Source organism: Micromonospora sp. NPDC048868 (genome assembly GCF_043198195.1).
Lineage (GTDB): Bacteria > Actinomycetota > Actinomycetes > Mycobacteriales > Micromonosporaceae > Micromonospora > Micromonospora reichwaldensis.
Genome location: NZ_JBICUN010000001.1, coordinates 158,365 through 175,044, shown reverse-complemented (window position 1 = coordinate 175,044; position 16,680 = coordinate 158,365). Strand labels below are relative to the sequence as shown.

Genomic DNA, 16,680 nt, shown 5'->3' with positions numbered 1-16,680 from the left:
CGGCACCGTTCCGGTGTCAGTATCGCCGTCCGCCCAGCTGTCGGGTACCGGGCTGTTGGCTTGTGGACAGTCCACCGGGCGGCCCTACGGTTACAGTCAGGCGGCTGAATGTCGACCATTGACCACAGGGGGATTCCCGATGGTGTACGTGATGTTGCAGAGCGACTGGACCGACGGCAGCGGGGTCAGCCACCTCGCGGGCGACTCCGTCGACGTGGACGCCGCCACGCTGGCCGCGCTCCAGGCGCAGGGGATCGTCAGCGAGCAGTCCGGTGGCGGCAAGGACGGCACGGAGTGGGTCGGGCCGGGCAGCACCAACTGGGTCGGGCCGGGCAGCAACACTCCCTGACACCCCGCACGAAAGGGCCGGAGCGGCTGCTCCGGCCCTTTTTCGCGTACGCCTCAGCGCTCGCTCATGCCGGCGCGGCGGCGCAGCGCCGCGACGTCGGTGACCACGATGCGCCGGCCCTCGGTGCGCAGCCAACCCCGGTTGGCGAACGATCCGATCGCCTGGTTGACGCTCTGCCGCGAGCCGCCGGCCATCTCCGCGAGCTGGCTCTGGTTGAGCTCGATGGTGATCATCGGGGCCTGGCTCTCGCCGGCCAGCCGCACCAGGGTCTTGGCCACCCGGCCGGGCAGGTCAAGGAAGACGTGGTCGGCGTTCTGCTCGGTCAGCCGTCGGATCAGCCCGCCGAGCGAGCGCATCACCGCGTCGAGGATGCGCGGGTTGGAGTGCACCAGCTCCATGAACGCGCCCCGGGACAGCGCGAGCGCGGCGCAGTCCTCGATCGCCTCGGCCGAGGCGGACCGGGTGGAGGCGTCGAGCAGGGAGACCTCGCCCAGCACGTCCGGCGGACGGATGACCGACAGGACGGCGCGTTCGCCGGTCGGCGCGGTGCGGAAGACCGCTACCGCGCCCCGACGCAGGACGATGAGGGACTCGCCGGGGTCGTTCTCGACGAAGAGCAGTTGGCCCTTGCGGTACGTGCGGGGGACCGCCGCGGCGATCACCCGCTGCCGGACCTCCGGCTCCAGCCCGGCGAACATCTCCACACCCGTGAGCGCGTCACCAGGCTCCGGCAGGCGCATCTCCACGGTCCAACCCCTCCCCGGTCAAGGACCACAACTCGCTCACCGGGTGAACCTGAAGGCCTCGACGAGGTGAACTGACACCGGTTCGGCGTCCGGTAGCGGTACACATCAGATCATGACGGTCCGGTCGCTTGCTGTACACCCCTCAAATCACTTCCGTGACACTCCCGAGCTGCGACGACCGGCGTGGTGGGGGGCGGTCCGGCCGCCCCGGTCGTCGGGACGCCGAGGGCGTGGGCGAGGATGACGGGCGATGGTCTACCGCTATTTCTACGACTGCGAGTTCATCGAGGACGGCCGGCTCGTCGACCTCGTGTCGATCGGCGTCGTCGACGAGTACGGCCGCGAGTTCTACGCCGTCTCGACCGAGTTCGACGACTCGCGGGCCGTGCCCTGGGTGCGCCGCAACGTGCTCGACAAGCTGCCCTCCCCGGCGAACCGCGCCTGGCGTTCCCGCGAACGCATCCGCGACGAGCTGTACGACTTCCTCGTCGAGCCGGTCCGCGACCGCCCGGGCGAGCAACTGGAGCTGTGGGCCTGGTACGCCGCGTACGACCACGTCGCCCTGGCCCAGCTGTGGGGCGCCATGCCGGCGCTGCCCCGGGAGATCCCCCGGTTCACCAAGGACCTGCGCCAACTCTGGGACGACCGGGGCCGGCCGCCGCTGCCGGACGCCGACGCGGCGCGGCACGACGCGCTGGTCGATGCCCGGCACAACCTGGCCCGGTGGCGGGCGATGACCGGTTCGTAGGTTTGGTCGGTTCTGTCCCGGGCACCGGTGCGACGTCGAGCCGATGTGAGGGAGAGTCCCAATGAGCAACGAACCGACCAACGCCGCCGAGGCCCGGCGCCGGGTGACCGAGCTGGTCCGCGAGGCCCGCATCTGCATGCTGACCACGATCGCCGTGGACGGGCGGATGGTGAGCCGCCCGATGGGGTTGCAGGAGGCGGAGTTCGACGGCGACCTGTGGTTCTTCGCGTACGCCGACTCCGCCAAGGTCCGGCAGATCCGCGTGAACCCCGAGGTCAACGTCTCCTTCTCCGACTCCCGGCGCAACTCCTGGGTGTCGGTCGCGGGCACGGCCCGGGAGGAGTACGACCGGGCGAAGGCCGAACAGCTGTGGAACCCGGTGCTCAAGGCCTGGTTCCCGGACGGGCTGGAGACCCCGGGACTCACCCTGCTCAAGGTGCACGCCGGATCCGCGGAGTACTGGGACTCTCCGTCGAGCACGGTGGTGAACCTGTTCGGCTACGCGAAGGCGGCGGTGACCGGCAAGCCGCCGGAGGTGGGGGAGAACCACGAGGTCAGCTACTGACCGGTAGACCGTCCGCCGGTGAGACCGGCCCGGGGCGCGGTGTCGGCGTACGCCCGCGGCGACTACAGTGCGCACTGACGGCCCGCCCCGGGCCGGCAACGGCGCCGATGGTCTTGATTCGACACATATCCTGGGGCAAATCGGGCTTCACCTGATGCTCCCAGGAGGATGAGCGATCATGCGTATCGGCGTGCTCACCGGCGGCGGCGACTGCCCAGGTCTCAACGCGGTCATCCGGGCGGTGGTCCGCAAGGGCGTCGCCAGCTACGGCCACGAGTTCGTGGGTTTCCGGGACGGCTGGAAGGGCCCGTTGGAGGGCCTGTCCCGCCCCCTGGGCATCGCGGAGGTCCGCGGCATCCTGCCGCGCGGCGGCACCATCCTCGGCTCGTCCCGGACGAACCCCTTCAAGATCGAGAACGGCGTCGAGCGGATCAAGGAGAACCTCGCCGCGCAGGGCGTGGACGCGCTCATCGCGATCGGCGGCGAGGACACCCTCGGCGTGGCCACCAAGCTGCACGAGCTCGGGGTCCACGTCATCGGCGTGCCGAAGACGATCGACAACGACCTCGGCGCCACCGACTACACCTTCGGCTTCGACACCGCCGTGAACATCGCCATGGAGGCGATCGACCGGCTGCACACCACCGCCGAGAGCCACCACCGCACCCTGGTGGTCGAGGTGATGGGCCGGCACGCCGGCTGGATCGCCCTGCACGCCGGCCTGGCCGGTGGCGCCAACGTGATCCTGCTGCCGGAGCGGCAGTTCGACGTCGAGCAGGTCGCCGGCTACGTCGAGAAGCGCTTCCAGCACCAGTACGCCCCGATCGTCGTGGTCGCCGAGGGCGCCCAGCCGCTCGACGGCCAGATGGTCCTGCACAACCAGGAGCTCGACGCGTTCGGCCACGTCCGCCTCGGCGGCATCGGCCAGTGGCTCGCCGAGCAACTGGAGGCCAAGACCGGCAAGGAGGCCCGCACCGTCGTGCTCGGGCACATCCAGCGTGGCGGCACCCCGAGCGCCTTCGACCGGGTGCTCGCCACCCGGCTCGGCCTCCAGGCGATCGACGCGGTCCACGAGGGCGACTGGGGCAAGATGGTCGCCATGCAGAGCACGGACATCGTCCGCGTTCCGCTGGCCGAGGCCACCCGCGAGCTGAAGACCGTGCCGCTGGAGCGGTACGCCGAGGCCGAGGTCTTCTTCGGCAGCTGATCCATCCCCGGCGTCGCGGCGGGCCGTTTGGCCCGTCGCGACGCCGGTCCACTTCGAGGGGGTACGACGGCGATGGCGGGTTCGGTGCACACGGTCGCGGTCATCGGGGCCGGCAAGATCGGCGAGCTGATGCTCTCCGGGCTGCTCCGGTCGGGCTGGCCGGTCGACCGGCTGCTCGCCACCGCCCGCCGGCCCGCCCGCGCCGAGGAGTTGACCGCCCGCTACGGGATCCGGGTGGTCGACAACCTCACCGCCGTGGCCGAGGCGGAGGTGCTCGCCGTCTCCGTCAAGCCGCAGGACGCGGCGACGCTGCTGGACGAGATCGGGCCGAAGGTGCCCGCCGACAAGCTGGTCATCTCCCTCTGCGCCGGCCTGCCGACCAGCTTCTTCAACCGCCGGCTGCCCGAGGGCACGCCCGTGGTACGGGTGATGACCAACACCCCTGCCCTGGTCGACCAGGCGATGACGGCGATCTCCGCCGGCGCCCACGCCACCGGCACGCACCTGGCATTGGCCGAGGAGATGTTCAAGCCGCTGGGTTCGACCGTCCGGGTGCCCGAGTCCCAGCAGGACGCGGTGACCGCGCTCTCCGGCTCCGGGCCGGCGTACTTCTACCTGCTGGTCGAGGCGATGATCGACGCCGGCATCCTGCTCGGCCTGCCCCGGCAGGTCGCGCACGAGCTGATCGTGCAGACCGCCATCGGCTCGGCCGTGATGCTACGCGACTCCGGCGAGCACCCGGTGAAGCTGCGCGAGGCGGTCACCTCGCCGGCCGGCACCACCATCTCCGCCGTGCGCGAGCTGGAGAAGCACGGCGTACGCGCGGCGCTGCTCGCCGCCCTGGAGGCGGCCCGCGACCGCGCCCGCGAACTGGCCGCCCAGGCCGACTGAGTCGCACCGCCGACGGTCGTCGGCCGTCGGGTCCCGGCGGCGGCGCTGCGCCGCTGGCGTGGGCGGCGGCCCGACCTGGTGGCCCGGCCCAGGTCGCCACCCATACCCTCGCTGGCCCTTCGGAAGTTGGTTCGCAGCACGGCGCGCCGGGAGACAGGCAAGGAAATCCGCTACAGGTGCCCCCGACCTGTATAGAGTTTCCTTGTGAAGTCGGCGGACGGGTCGGGGGCTGAGAACACGCCGCTGCGTGGGCTCCCGGCGACCTTCACCTATTCCCAAGCCCTCGAAGCCGGCCTTTCGGAGTGGCAGTTGTACCGGCTGCGCGATCGAGGGCTCGTCGAACGTGTCGGCAGAGGTCTCTACCGGCGACCTGATACCGAGGCGGCGGACATCGATCTCATCGAAGTCGCCAGTCGCGCTCCGTCAGCCACACTATGCCTGGTCACGGCCCTTGCCCGGCACGGTCTTACTGATGAAATTCCCGCTCGCATCGACGTCGCGCTACCTCGCGGGCAGCATCGGCCCGCCACCACGTCGCCGGTCGCCTGGCACTCGTTCGACCCGGCCACGTTCCAGATCGGTCGCACCGAGCTGCGCCTGGATCCGGAGACCTCGATCGGGCTCTACAACCCTGAGCGCAGCATCCTCGATGCCGTCCGCCTGCGGCACCAGGAAGGGCCGGAACTGGCGTACGCGTCGCTGAGGCGCTGGCTGCGGCGGAGCGGCGCATCGCCGTCGGCGCTGCTGACGATGGCTCGGCACTTCCCCAAGGCCGAGCGCCCCCTTCGAGAGGCGCTGGAGATCCTGCTGTGACGACACGCCCGACCCGTTCCACTGTCGCTGGCCGCGCCTATCTCGACCTGCAGAACCTCGCCCGCCGCACGGGTCGTCCCACGGATGAGCTGCACCAGGTCTACGCCCTGGAGGGTTTCCTCGCCCGGGTGACTCAGTCCCCGTACGCGGACAAGCTCGTCCTCAAGGGCGGTGTGCTACTCGCCGCCTACGCCGCCCGGCGGCCCACCCGCGACGTGGATCTTCAAGGTCGATGGATCTCCAACGACACCGACCAGGTGCTCGGCATCGTCCGCCAGATCGCGGCTCTGCACCTCGACGACGGTCTCGTGTTCGACTCGGCGGGCGCAGGCGCCGAGACGATCCGAGACGACGACGTGTACTCCGGAGTCCGCGTCACCCTGGCCGGCACTCTCGCCGCCGCGCGTCTGACCTTCCACGTCGACGTCAACGTGGGCGACCCGATCTGGCCCGATCCGCAGCAGGTCAAGCTGCCGCGTCTGCTCGACGGGGAAATCATCGTCACCGGCTATCCGCTTCCGATGGTGCACGCGGAGAAATTGGTGACGGCACTGCAGCGCGGCGAGGCGAACACCCGTTGGCGCGATTTCGCCGACGTCTATCTGCTGTCGAATCGGCACGATGTCGACGGCGACGACCTGGCGGCGGCGGTGCAGCGGGTCGCTGAATACCGCGAGGTGACGCGTGCGCCGCTGAGTCGCGCGCTCGACGGATATGCGGCGCTGGCGCAACCACGATGGGCGGCTTGGCGCCGTAAACACCGCCTCGACGACCGGCTTCCTCGGGACTTCGGCGAGGTGTTGCAGCGGGTGTCGGGGCTCGCCGACCCCGCGCTGGCCGGAACCTGCCGTGGGCAAACCTGGATCGCGGCGGCCTCGACGTGGACTGGCAGGTGACCGCAGTCGAGGTGGGCGTGCGGATACCGATCCGCAGCTTCCGTTCGGCGTCCGCCGCCCGCGATCCGGGCGACGGACGGCCGGACGTTCCTAGTAGAGCAGGTGGGGCTTGCGCTGCTGGTTGAAGGCCGCCAGCTCGTCGGCCCAGGCGCCGACCACGTCGTCCACGTCGGCGCCCGCGTCGATCATCGTGCGCAGCCGCGGCGACCCGGTGAGCTTGTCGATCCAGTACGGACGCACGGTGTCCCACGAGTCGCGCCGCCACGCGAACGCCTCGTACTTGTGCGCCTCCACCAGCATCGCGACCGCCGTGCGGATCGGGTCGTACTTCGCGCGGTCGACGACCTTGACCTCGACCCCGGCGCAGAGCTTGTTGAGCAGCGCGGGCTTCTGCCCGGCGGACGTCGGCGTGAAGTACGCCTCGCGGAACTCGACGCCGGGCAGCTCGCGGGCGTTGAGCCGGTCGGACCAGTGGTAGTCGAAGTCGTCGGCCAGCCCGCCGATCAGCTCGAACGGCTTGCAGGTGCCCCGGCCCTCGGTGAGCGAGGCGACGCCCTCGAACAGTCCGGTGCCGGGATAGACCAGCGCGGTGTCCGTGGTGGGCATGTTCGGGCTGGGCAGCACCCAGGGCAGGTCGGTGTCGGCGGCCAGCTTGTCGCGCTTCCAGTGCCGGCACTTCACGACGTGCAGGTCGACCTGGCGGCCGGCCTCGGCGGGGAGGAACTCGGCGTTGAAGAACCGGGCCAGCTCGCCGACGGTCATTCCGTGCTGCTGGACGATCTCCTTCAGGCCCACCCCGGAGGTGAAACCGGCGGTCATCATCGGCCCGTAGGCCCGGCCGCCGACCGGGTTCGGCCGGTCCAGGACCACGTACCGCTTGCCGACGCGGGCCGCGGCCATCATCGAGGTGTACATGGTCCAGATGTACGTGTAGAAGCGGGCGCCGACGTCCTGGATGTCGAAGACGACGGTGTCGACGCCGGCCTGGGTGAACATGGTCTCCCACTTGGCCAGCGAGGCGCCGTACGCGTCGTAGACGGTGATCCCGGTGCGGGCGTCGATGCCGGTGCCCTCGCTGCCGCCGGCCTGCGCCGAGCCGCGGAAGCCGTGCTCGGGGCCGAAGGCGGCGGCCAGCCGCACCGTGCCGGAGGCGTGCATCAGGTCGACCAGGTGCCGGTAGGCCGAGTCCACGCCGGTGGGGTTCGAGATCACCCCGACCCGCTGGCCGGCGAGTTCGGCGAAGTCGGACCGGACGAGCACGTCTAGCCCGGTCTCCACGTGGCGGATGCCGGGCGCGGCGTGACCGGCCGCGCCGGGTGCCGTCGCCGCGACCGCCCCCGCGGTCACCGCACCTGCTCCGGCCAGGAACTTCCTTCGCTCCATTCGACCCTCCCGTCGTTTGGTCGAAACTTAGCTACACGTTGATGCCCCGTCAAGGAAGGTTAGCTACAAAGCGGGGGTGAACGGGTCCGGCCGGCGGCGCTGTCGGACCTGCCGCCTCGGCGGCGCGTGCTGCGGTCCCACCGGTCGGGCGGTGCTCCATACTGGCCCGGTGTTCACCCTCGCCCAGGCCCGCCACCTGATCGCCGCCCTGCGCCCGCGCGTCGACGAGCTGATCCGGCTGCGGGCCGACCTGGCCGAGCTGCGCGTCGACCTGGCCGACCGGGGCGCCAGCCCGCTCGGCGGGCTCGCCGAGGTCAAGGGGCTGGAGGCGCGGCTGCACGCCCTCGTCGAGGAGTTGCACTCCCACGACATCCAGGTGAAGGGGATCGCGCCGGTCCTGCTCGACTTCCCCGGCGAGCGCGACGGCCGGCCGGTGCTCTGGTGCTGGCTGGAGGGGGACACCGACGTGCGCTGGTACCACCGGGTGGAGTGCGGCTTCGCCGGCCGCCGCCCGCTCTGACCCCGGCCCGGCCGGCCCGTCGGCTACGCCCGCGGTGCGTCAGGCCAGGGACGTGCGGCGGAGCCGGCCGGAGGGGTGATCGCTCAGCGGGTGGCCTCGGTCAGGGCGGCCCGCACCCTGGCGGCGTCGGCCGGCGCCTCGCGCTCCCAGTCCGCCGGGTCGGCCGAGTAGATGGTCCCGTAGGCGGGGCTGTCCGGCTGGTAGCGCCAGCTCTCGGCGAGGGCGCCGGCGTCCACGGCGTCGTAGCCGATCCGGTCGAGGAAGGCGGTGGCCTCCGCCTTCGCGCCCGCGTCGTCGCCGGCGACGGGCAGCGCGCTGCGGTCCTCGGCGCCGGTCGGCCGGGCCAGCGCGTGCAGGTGCTTGAAGAAGATGTTGTTGAACACCTTGACCACCCGCGACTGCGGCAGGTGCCGCTGGAGCAGTTCGCTGCTGGTGGTGGAGCCCGAGTCGAGCTCGGGGAACCGGCCGTCCCGCTCCGGGTAGTAGTTGTTGGTGTCCAGCACGAGCTTGCCGGCCAGCGGCTCGACCGGCACGTCCCGGTACGCCTTCAGCGGGATGGTGACGACCACCAGGTCGCCGGCCTCCGCGGCCTCGCTGACCGTGGCCGCCCGGGCGCGCGGGCCCAGCTCCTCGACGAGATCCTTCAGGGTCTCCGGGCCGCGTGAGTTGCTCAGCACCACGTCGTAGCCGGCGGCCACCGCCAGCCGCGCCACCGTGCCGCCGATGTGTCCACTGCCGATCAGTCCCACAGTTGTCATGTCGGTCCCCAACCTCGTTCGCGGCGACGGTATTCCCCACCGGTATGGTCGACAATTCCGTCTGGTGTCTGGTGTCTGGTGCCTGGTGTCTGGTGCCTGGCGGGCCGACCGGCCGGCCCGCCGACGAGCGCCGGGCCGGTGTGGGGTCGCCGGCCCGGCGGGGCGGCCCGCGCGGCGTCGGACCAGTCGGTGTCCCCGCCGCGCGCAGCGCGGTGACGGCCTGCGCCGCCCGCCCAACGTACTGCCGGCCCGAGGGCTGGGGGCCGGCTTCGGGACAACGCCCGCCGGGCGGCCCCGCAACGCGTCACGGCGGGAACGATGTCGGCCCCGGCGGCTAGCCTGCCTCCACTTGCGAACACGGAACGGGGAGTGCGATGGGCACGTGGGCGGCGGGACCGTTCGACAACGACGCTGCGGCGGACTGGTGTGCCGACCTCGACGAGGCGTCGCCGGAGCGGCGGCCCCGACTGGTCGAGCTGGCGCTGCGCGAGGCGGTGCGGGAGGGCGACTTCCTGGACTCGTGGCCCGGCGCCAAGGCGGTCGCGGCGTCGGCGGTGGTCGCCGCGCACCTTCCCGGCGGCCCGCCGGTCGACTCGGCGTACGCGCCGGACTTCCTCACCGCCGGCGGGCGGCTGACGCTCACCGCGGAGCTGCCGGCGCTGGCCCTGCGGGCGCTGGACCGGGTGCTCGCCGACGGGTCCGAGCTGGCCGAGCTCTGGGAGGAGGCGGGGGAGCTCGACGAGTTCGCCGCCGCGCTCGCCCCGATCCGGGCCGCGCTGGCCAATCCGACCGGGGCCGCCGTCGTCGGGGGTTGAGGCGCGAGGGTCACAGCCGGCGGGGCCCGGGCGGGGTGCGCACGCTCCGACCGCCCGGATCGCCGTCGCGCCGGACCGCCACCACCACCCGCTCGACGCGTTCGCCGGTCGTCGGGTCGGTCCAGACGAGCACCACCGGCCCGGCCGCCGCGAGGAGCTCCCGGGCGAACGGCGGCAGGTCCTCGGGCGACATCCGGATGTAGGACGTCGCGTCCTCGAACCGGCCGCGCAGGTGTTCCAGCGTGAAGCGGTGCCGTGCCGCGCCGTCGAGGTGCCCGGGAGCCGGCGGGAGGTGCCGCAGGCGGCCGTGGTCGCGCAGCACGTCGTCGGGCACGGCGGCGTCGAGCACCACCCGGCCGGCGTCGAGCGGACGCTGGATGCTGACGTGGTGCTCGGGCGGGACCTGGCCCGGTGTGAGTGCCGGCTGCACCGCGAAGAACATCCCGCCCCCTCCACTCGGACCAGGTGTCGCCGATCGTAGTCCGTTCGGCACACAGCGGCACGGTCGAGGCGGGTGCCTTAGGCGGCCGGGGGCAGCACCTTCTCGATCGCGGCGCGCAGGTCGGCCGAGCCGGGCTCGACGGTGGGCGCGAACCGGGCCGCCACCGTGCCGTCCGGGGCGACGAGGAACTTCTCGAAGTTCCACCGCACGTCGCCGGCGTGACCCTCCGCGTCGGCCGTGCCGACCAGCGCCGCGTAGAGCGGATGGCGGCCGGGGCCGTTCACGTCGACCTTCTCGGTCAGCGGGAAGGTGACCCCGTAGTTGACCTGGCAGAAGTCGCTGATCTCGGCGGCGGTGCCCGGCTCCTGGCCGGCGAACTGGTTGCAGGGCACGCCGAGCACCACCAGGCCGCGGTCGGCGTACTCGTCGTGCAGCGCCTGGAGGCCGGCGTACTGCGGGGTGAGGCCGCAGCGCGAGGCGACGTTGACCACCAGCAGCGCGCGTCCGCGGTACCGCGCGAGGTCGGCCGGACCTCCGGCCAGGGCGTCGATCCGGGTGTCGAAGACAGTCATGGGTGGAGGCTACGTGGCGTCGCCGGGCCGTCGCCCGGGGGAGCGCCCGGAGGGCTGGTCGCGCTCCCAAGGCAAATCGATACATCGACATCTTGACGAATGGATGACGGCGTGAGTAGCGTCTCACCAACAATCTGGAAAGTTTCCTAACTGTTTAGGGAGACGCCGCATGAAGAGATCGCTCCGCCGGGCCCTCTGGGTCGGCGCCGTGATGGCGGTCACCGCCGCCACGGTCCCGATGGCCAGTGCGTTCGGCGCCGGCAGCGTGACCGCCGGCTTCGCCAAGGCGCAGGACTGGGGGACCGGTCACGAGACGCGGGTGACCGTCACCAACGGGACGAGCGCCCCGGTGAGCACCTGGCGCATCGAGTTCGACCTGCCGTCGGGCACCAGCATCAGCAGTTCCTGGGACGCCGACGTCACGCGCTCCGGCGACCACTACGTCGCCGTCAAGAAGAGCTGGGCCGGCCCGATCGCGGCGGGCGCCTCGTTCAGCTGGGGCTACAACGGCACCGGCGCGTACAAGGCGCCGCTGAACTGCACGATCAACGGCGCGCCGTGTGGCGGCGGCACCCCGCCCCCCACCACCGCGCCGCCGACCACCACCCCGCCGACCACGGCGCCGCCCACCACCCCGCCGCCGACCACGCCCCCGCCGACCACCCCGCCGCCGGGCCCGGGCGGCAAGAAGGTCGTCGGCTACTTCGCGCAGTGGGGCGTCTACGCCCGCAACTACCACGTGAAGAACATCCACACGAGTGGCTCGGCCGCCAAGCTGACCCACATCCTGTACGCCTTCGGCAACACCACCGGTGGCCGCTGCACCATCGGTGACAGCTACGCCGACTACGAGAAGGCCTACACCGCGGCGGACAGCGTCGACGGCGTCGCCGACACCTGGGACCAGCCGCTGCGCGGCAGCTTCAACCAGCTGCGCAAGCTCAAGAAGATGTACCCGAACCTCAAGGTGATCTGGTCCTTCGGCGGTTGGACCTGGTCGGGCGGCTTCACCCAGGCCGCGCAGAACCCGGCCGCGTTCGCCGAGAGCTGCCACAACCTGGTCGAGGACCCGCGCTGGGCGGACGTCTTCGACGGCATCGACGTCGACTGGGAGTATCCGAACGCCTGTGGGCTCACCTGCGACAGCAGCGGCCCGAACGCCTTCAAGAACGTGGTCAGCGCGCTGCGGTCGAAGTTCGGCTCGTCCGCGCTCGTCACCGCCGCGATCACGGCGGACGGCAGCAACGGCGGCAAGATCGACGCCACCGACTACGCGGGCGCCGCGGCGAACCTCAACTGGATCATGCCGATGACGTACGACTACTTCGGCGCCTTCAACGCGCAGGGCCCCACCGCCCCGCACTCCCCGCTCACCTCGTACGCCGGCATCCCGCAGCAGGGCTTCTGGTCCGACGCGGCGATCCAGAAGCTCAAGAGCAAGGGCATTCCGTCGGACAAGCTGCTGCTCGGCATCGGCTTCTACGGCCGGGGCTGGACCGGCGTGACCCAGGCCGCGCCGGGCGGCACCGCCACCGGGCCCGCCCCGGGCACCTACGAGCAGGGCATCGAGGACTACAAGGTCCTCAAGAACACCTGCCCGGCCACCGGCACGGTCGCGGGTACGGCGTACGCCAAGTGCGGCAACAACTGGTACAGCTACGACACCCCCTCCACGATCAACGGCAAGATGACGTACGCGAAGAACCAGGGCCTCGGTGGCGCGTTCTTCTGGGAGCTCTCCGGTGACACCGGCAACGGCGAGCTGATCGGCGCCATCAAGGGCGGTCTCGGCTGAGCCGAGGGCCGACGCACCACCCACACGGCGGGGAGGGACCGCGCACCGGTCCCTCCCCGCCCGTTGTGTCCGGGCCGACGCGGGGGAGTGTCCCGCGTCGGCCCGGTGGCGTTCGGTGACGGGCACGTCGCGTGCCGGTGACCGGCGGTTCGGGCGCGGCGGCGTCCGGGCATGTGCGTCGATGTGACAGACTCGCCGCTCAACGGGCTCGATGTCCACGGCGACGGAGGTGGCGATGCGCGCGACGCGCGGGAGGCTCGCGGCGGGCGCCGTGCTGCTCGGGACCCTTCCCCTCGTCCTGCTCGGCTGCGGTATCGGCGAGGAGGAGGACCCGGCGACCAAGCCCGGGCGGGCCCCGGCCGAGGAGGCCACCACGAAGTCGCGGGAGCGGGTGCAGGCCTACCTCGACGCGATGACCGCCAAGGACGTCGCGGCCGGGCGCAGCCAGCTCTGCGCCGCCCTCCAGGAGAGCTTCGACGCCGCCGCGACCGGCCCCAACGGCGACTTCGCCGACCACTTCACGGTGCCGCAGGCCGAGATCACCGACATCCGCTCCGGTCCCCGGGGCCAGGAGGTGAGCACGTCGATCTCGGTCGCCGCCGGCTCCCGCACGCTCACCCGGCCGCTGCTGTTCACGGTCACCCGCGACGGCGCCGACTGGTGCATCGCCGCCGAGGCGCCGGGTGGCAACACCCCGGCCCCCGCGGCCACGCCCTGACCCGCCTCCCGGGTGAGCCCGCTCTCACCTGCCGGAACCATCCCCCTCGCCGGTCGGCCGCCGGGCCGCTCGCCGTACGCTTTCTGTCATGCGCCATGAGTGGCATCAGCTGAGCCATCCCGCGGTGGGCAGCCCTGGGCTGCAGACCAGCCGTCCGACCGTCGACTCCGCCGAGGACGCGGCCCTCGGCCTCGACCGCTGGCGGGAGCTGCCGCGCACACAGATTCCGCCGTGGCCGGACCCGGCGGAGGTCGCCGAGGTCTGCAAGGTGCTCGACACCGTGCCCTCGGTGGTGGCGCCCTACGAGGTCGACCAGCTGCGGCAGCGGCTGGCGCTGGTGTGCGAGGGCAAGGCCTTCCTGCTCCAGGGCGGCGACTGCGCGGAGACCTTCGCCGACAACACCGAGAGCCACCTGCTGGCCAACGCCCGCACCCTGCTCCAGATGGCGATCGTGCTCACCTACGGCGCCTCGCTGCCGGTGGTCAAGGTGGCCCGGGTAGCCGGGCAGTACACCAAGCCCCGGTCGCTGCCGACCGACGCGCGCGGCCTGCCCGCCTACCGCGGCGACATGATCAACTCGCTGGAGGCGACGCCGGAGGCCCGGGCCGCCGACCCGCAGCGCATGATCCGGGCGTACGCGAACTCGGCCGCCGCGATGAACATGCTCCGCGCGTACCTGGCCGGCGGGCTGGCCGACCTGCACGCCGTGCACGACTGGAACAAGGGCTTCGTCAAGAACTCCCCGGCCGGCGAGCGCTACGAGGCGATCGCCCGCGAGATCGACCGGGCGCTGGCCTTCATCCGGGCCTGCGGGATGACCGACGACGAGGCGCTGCGCACCGTCACCCTCTACTGCTCGCACGAGGCCCTCGCCCTGGAGTACGACCGGGCGCTGACCCGGGTATCCGACCGCCGGGCGTACGGCCTGTCCGGGCACTTCCTGTGGATCGGCGAGCGCACGCGGCAGATCGACGGGGCGCACATCGACTTCATCTCCCGCATCGCCAACCCGATCGGCGTGAAGCTCGGCCCGACGACGACCCCGGACGAGGCGATCGAGCTCTGCGAGAAGCTCAACCCGGAGAACGTCCCCGGCCGGCTCACCCTGATCAGCCGGATGGGCAACCACCGGGTCCGCGACGCCCTGCCGCCGATCGTGGCGAAGGTGACGGCCGCCGGCGCCAAGGTGGTCTGGCAGTGCGACCCGATGCACGGCAACACGCACGAGTCGTCCAACGGCTACAAGACCCGGCACTTCGACCGCATCGTCGACGAGGTGCTCGGCTACTTCGAGGTGCACCGGGGCCTGGAGACCCACCCGGGCGGCCTGCACGTGGAGCTGACCGGTGAGGACGTCACCGAGTGCCTCGGCGGCGCCCAGGGCATCGAGGACCTCGACCTGCCCGGCCGCTACGAGACCGCCTGCGACCCGCGACTGAACACCCAGCAGTCGCTGGAGCTGGCTTTCCTCGTGGCGGAGATGCTCCGTGGCTGACGCGAGGAGTGAGCTTGCGAGCCCCGCAGTCGGCAGCCGGAGGGATGACAGTGGCTGACGTGTTCGTCGATCTTCGTTCGGACACCGTGACCCGGCCCACGCCGGGGATGCGGGAGGCGATGGCCACCGCCGACGTCGGCGACGACGCCTACGGCGAGGACCCGACCGTCAACGCGCTGGAGGCCGAGGTCGCCGCGCTGTTCGGGCACGAGGCGGCGCTGTTCGCCCCGAGCGGGTCGATGGCCAACCAGATCGCCCTGCAACTGGTGGTGCCGCCGGGCGACGAACTGCTCTGCGACGCCGACGCGCACGTGGTGACGTACGAGATCGGGGCCGCTGCGGCGTACGGCGGCATCTCCTCGCGGACCTGGTCACCGGTGGGCGCGGACCTCGACCCGGACGTCGTCGCCGCGATGGTCCGTCCCGAGGGCTACCACGCGGTCCCCACCCGGGCGATCGCCGTCGAGCAGACCCACAACCGCGGCGGTGGCGGGGTGATCCCGCTGGCCACCCTGCGCGAGCTGCGCCGGGTCGCCGACGACGCGGGCGTGGCCCTGCACTGCGACGGGGCCCGGATCTGGCACGCGCACGTCGCCGACGGCGTGCCGCTGGCCGGGTACGGCGCCCTCTTCGACACCCTGTCGGTCTGCCTCTCCAAGGGGCTCGGCGCGCCGGTCGGCTCGCTGGTCGTCGGCAGCGCCGACAAGATCGCGCGGGCCCGGGTGATCCGCAAGCGGATGGGCGGCGGGATGCGGCAGGCGGGCATCCTGGCCGCCGCCGGCCGGTACGCGCTGGCCCACCACGTCGACCGGCTCGCCGCCGACCACGCTAAGGCGGCCCGGCTCGCCGAGGCGATCGCCCCGTTCGGGGTGCTGGCCACGACCGTCCGGACCAACCTGGTGCCGCTGGACCTGACCAAGGCGCCGCTGGACGCGCACGCCCTGGCCGCCGCCGCCCGCGCCGAGGGCGTCCTGGTCTCGGTGCTCGGCCCCCGCACCGCCCGCCTGGTCACCCACCTGGACGTCGACGACGCCGGCATCGACCGCGCCGTCGAGGTCCTCACCCGCGTCCTGCGGGGCTGACCGCCCCGCCGGCCCCGCGTCAGGGGTGCAGGCGCCTGAGGGTGGCGATGTCGGCGGCGTGGCCGACGTGCTTCTCCGTCGGCGTCTCCACCACGACCGGGACGCCGGCGGTGGCCGGATGCGCCATCAGCTCGGCGAACGCCGGCTCGCCGATGGTGCCCTTGCCGATGTTCTCGTGCCGGTCCCGGGTGGAGCCGCAGAGGTCCTTCGAGTCGTTCGCGTGCACCAGCCGGAGCCGGTCGGCCCCGACCGTCGCCACGAGCGTGTCCAGCGTCGCGGTCATGCCGCCCTCGGCGGCCAGGTCGTGCCCCGCCGCCCAGGCGTGGCACGTGTCGAAGCAGACCCCGAGCCAGGGGTGCCGTTCCACCGCGTCGAGGTAGGGCCCGAGCTGCTCCACGCGGGAGGCGAGCGAGCGACCGCCGCCCGCGCTCGGCTCGACCAGCAGCCGCGGGCCGTCCGCTGCCGCCGCCTCGTCGAGCAGCGGCAGCAGCGTCTCGCGTACCTGCCGCATGGCGGCCTCGGCGTACCCCTCGTCGACCGCGCTGCCGGCGTGGAAGACCACACCCTCGGCGCCGATCGCCCGGCCCCGGCGCAGCGCGTGGGCGAGCGTCTCGGCAGACCGCTCGACCGTGTTGGCGGTGGGGGAGCCGAGGTTGACCAGCAGGGACGCGTGGATGAAGACGGGCACGCCCCGCTCGCCGCAGCCGTCGCGGAACGCCACGTCCTGGGCCGGGTCGCCGGCCGGCAGCGCCCAGCCCCGCGAGTTGGACACGTAGACCTGCACGACCCGCGAGCCGGCCGCGTCGGCGTACGGCAGGGCGGCCCTCGCCAGGCCGCCGGAGGTGGGCGTGTGCGAGCCGACCAGCCGCTGCGGTGCCGGCATCG

The 16,680-nt window shown here is 72.3% G+C and carries 19 protein-coding genes; 13 read left to right on the top strand and 6 right to left on the bottom strand.

Annotated elements, in window-relative coordinates; translation table 11 throughout:
- Window positions 1–139: 139 nt before the first annotated feature.
- Window positions 140–349 carry a hypothetical protein gene (locus tag ACGFNF_RS00830; protein WP_091629607.1) on the top strand — a complete coding sequence of 70 codons (210 nt, stop codon included), beginning with the start codon at window positions 140–142 and terminating at the stop codon, window positions 347–349.
- A 53-nt stretch (window positions 350–402) separates the two neighbouring features.
- Here the strand turns inward: ACGFNF_RS00830 and ACGFNF_RS00825 are convergent, their stop codons facing one another.
- On the bottom strand, window positions 403–1,095 hold the full coding sequence (locus ACGFNF_RS00825; RefSeq protein ID WP_121400498.1) for a Crp/Fnr family transcriptional regulator: 693 nt from the start codon (window positions 1,093–1,095) through the stop codon (window positions 403–405).
- 250 nt (window positions 1,096–1,345) lie between these two features.
- Between ACGFNF_RS00825 and ACGFNF_RS00820 the strand changes: the two genes are divergently transcribed.
- From ACGFNF_RS00820 to ACGFNF_RS00795, 6 genes are all read left to right on the top strand, one after another.
- Entirely contained in the window at window positions 1,346–1,843 is a 498-nt protein-coding gene (locus ACGFNF_RS00820; protein ID WP_089003323.1) for a polyadenylate-specific 3'-exoribonuclease AS, read from the top strand.
- 61 nt (window positions 1,844–1,904) lie between these two features.
- A complete protein-coding gene (locus tag ACGFNF_RS00815) occupies window positions 1,905–2,408 on the top strand; it encodes a pyridoxamine 5'-phosphate oxidase family protein (RefSeq protein WP_132236201.1) in 504 nt (167 codons plus the stop codon).
- 178 nt (window positions 2,409–2,586) lie between these two features.
- Entirely contained in the window at window positions 2,587–3,615 is a 1,029-nt protein-coding gene (locus ACGFNF_RS00810; RefSeq protein ID WP_132236203.1) for a 6-phosphofructokinase, read from the top strand.
- Window positions 3,616–3,687: 72 nt separating this feature from the next.
- Window positions 3,688–4,506: a pyrroline-5-carboxylate reductase gene (proC, locus tag ACGFNF_RS00805; protein WP_327029159.1), complete on the top strand. Its 819-nt coding sequence runs from the start codon at window positions 3,688–3,690 to the stop codon at window positions 4,504–4,506.
- Between the two features lie 204 nt (window positions 4,507–4,710).
- Window positions 4,711–5,319, top strand: a complete 609-nt coding sequence (locus tag ACGFNF_RS00800; protein ID WP_393164900.1) for a type IV toxin-antitoxin system AbiEi family antitoxin domain-containing protein — start codon at window positions 4,711–4,713, stop codon at window positions 5,317–5,319.
- Entirely contained in the window at window positions 5,316–6,215 is a 900-nt protein-coding gene (locus tag ACGFNF_RS00795; protein WP_393164898.1) for a nucleotidyl transferase AbiEii/AbiGii toxin family protein, read from the top strand. The genes ACGFNF_RS00800 and ACGFNF_RS00795 overlap by 4 nt, the downstream gene beginning before the upstream one ends.
- Before the next feature lie 90 nt (window positions 6,216–6,305).
- Here ACGFNF_RS00795 and ACGFNF_RS00790 read toward each other — a convergent pair whose 3' ends face one another.
- Window positions 6,306–7,598 carry a DUF1343 domain-containing protein gene (locus tag ACGFNF_RS00790; RefSeq protein ID WP_357580208.1) on the bottom strand — a complete coding sequence of 431 codons (1,293 nt, stop codon included), beginning with the start codon at window positions 7,596–7,598 and terminating at the stop codon, window positions 6,306–6,308.
- A gap of 169 nt (window positions 7,599–7,767) precedes the next feature.
- Between ACGFNF_RS00790 and ACGFNF_RS00785 the strand changes: the two genes are divergently transcribed.
- Entirely contained in the window at window positions 7,768–8,118 is a 351-nt protein-coding gene (locus tag ACGFNF_RS00785) for a DUF2203 domain-containing protein (RefSeq protein ID WP_393164896.1), read from the top strand.
- Window positions 8,119–8,201: 83 nt separating this feature from the next.
- Here the strand turns inward: ACGFNF_RS00785 and ACGFNF_RS00780 are convergent, their stop codons facing one another.
- Window positions 8,202–9,113 (bottom strand): NADPH-dependent F420 reductase, encoded by a 912-nt coding sequence (locus tag ACGFNF_RS00780; RefSeq protein ID WP_393164894.1) that lies wholly within the window; start codon window positions 9,111–9,113, stop codon window positions 8,202–8,204.
- A 137-nt stretch (window positions 9,114–9,250) separates the two neighbouring features.
- Between ACGFNF_RS00780 and ACGFNF_RS00775 the strand changes: the two genes are divergently transcribed.
- Window positions 9,251–9,691: a DUF4259 domain-containing protein gene (locus tag ACGFNF_RS00775; protein ID WP_393164892.1), complete on the top strand. Its 441-nt coding sequence runs from the start codon at window positions 9,251–9,253 to the stop codon at window positions 9,689–9,691.
- 10 nt (window positions 9,692–9,701) lie between these two features.
- Here the strand turns inward: ACGFNF_RS00775 and ACGFNF_RS00770 are convergent, their stop codons facing one another.
- Window positions 9,702–10,133 (bottom strand): hypothetical protein, encoded by a 432-nt coding sequence (locus ACGFNF_RS00770; protein WP_393164890.1) that lies wholly within the window; start codon window positions 10,131–10,133, stop codon window positions 9,702–9,704.
- 77 nt (window positions 10,134–10,210) lie between these two features.
- Window positions 10,211–10,705, bottom strand: coding sequence for a glutathione peroxidase (locus ACGFNF_RS00765; RefSeq protein WP_151454553.1), 495 nt, complete (start codon window positions 10,703–10,705; stop codon window positions 10,211–10,213).
- Between the two features lie 169 nt (window positions 10,706–10,874).
- Between ACGFNF_RS00765 and ACGFNF_RS00760 the strand changes: the two genes are divergently transcribed.
- From ACGFNF_RS00760 to ACGFNF_RS00745, 4 genes are all read left to right on the top strand, one after another.
- Window positions 10,875–12,500, top strand: a complete 1,626-nt coding sequence (locus ACGFNF_RS00760; RefSeq protein ID WP_393164888.1) for a glycosyl hydrolase family 18 protein — start codon at window positions 10,875–10,877, stop codon at window positions 12,498–12,500.
- Between the two features lie 235 nt (window positions 12,501–12,735).
- Window positions 12,736–13,218: a hypothetical protein gene (locus ACGFNF_RS00755; RefSeq protein WP_327029149.1), complete on the top strand. Its 483-nt coding sequence runs from the start codon at window positions 12,736–12,738 to the stop codon at window positions 13,216–13,218.
- An 88-nt stretch (window positions 13,219–13,306) separates the two neighbouring features.
- Window positions 13,307–14,713 (top strand): class II 3-deoxy-7-phosphoheptulonate synthase, encoded by a 1,407-nt coding sequence (locus tag ACGFNF_RS00750; RefSeq protein ID WP_311411588.1) that lies wholly within the window; start codon window positions 13,307–13,309, stop codon window positions 14,711–14,713.
- 44 nt (window positions 14,714–14,757) lie between these two features.
- Window positions 14,758–15,795 (top strand): threonine aldolase family protein, encoded by a 1,038-nt coding sequence (locus tag ACGFNF_RS00745; protein WP_393164885.1) that lies wholly within the window; start codon window positions 14,758–14,760, stop codon window positions 15,793–15,795.
- A gap of 19 nt (window positions 15,796–15,814) precedes the next feature.
- On the opposite strand, the gene ACGFNF_RS00740 is transcribed toward ACGFNF_RS00745, so the two are convergent.
- Window positions 15,815–16,678, bottom strand: a complete 864-nt coding sequence (locus ACGFNF_RS00740; RefSeq protein WP_357580213.1) for a deoxyribonuclease IV — start codon at window positions 16,676–16,678, stop codon at window positions 15,815–15,817.
- Window positions 16,679–16,680 lie beyond the last annotated feature (2 nt).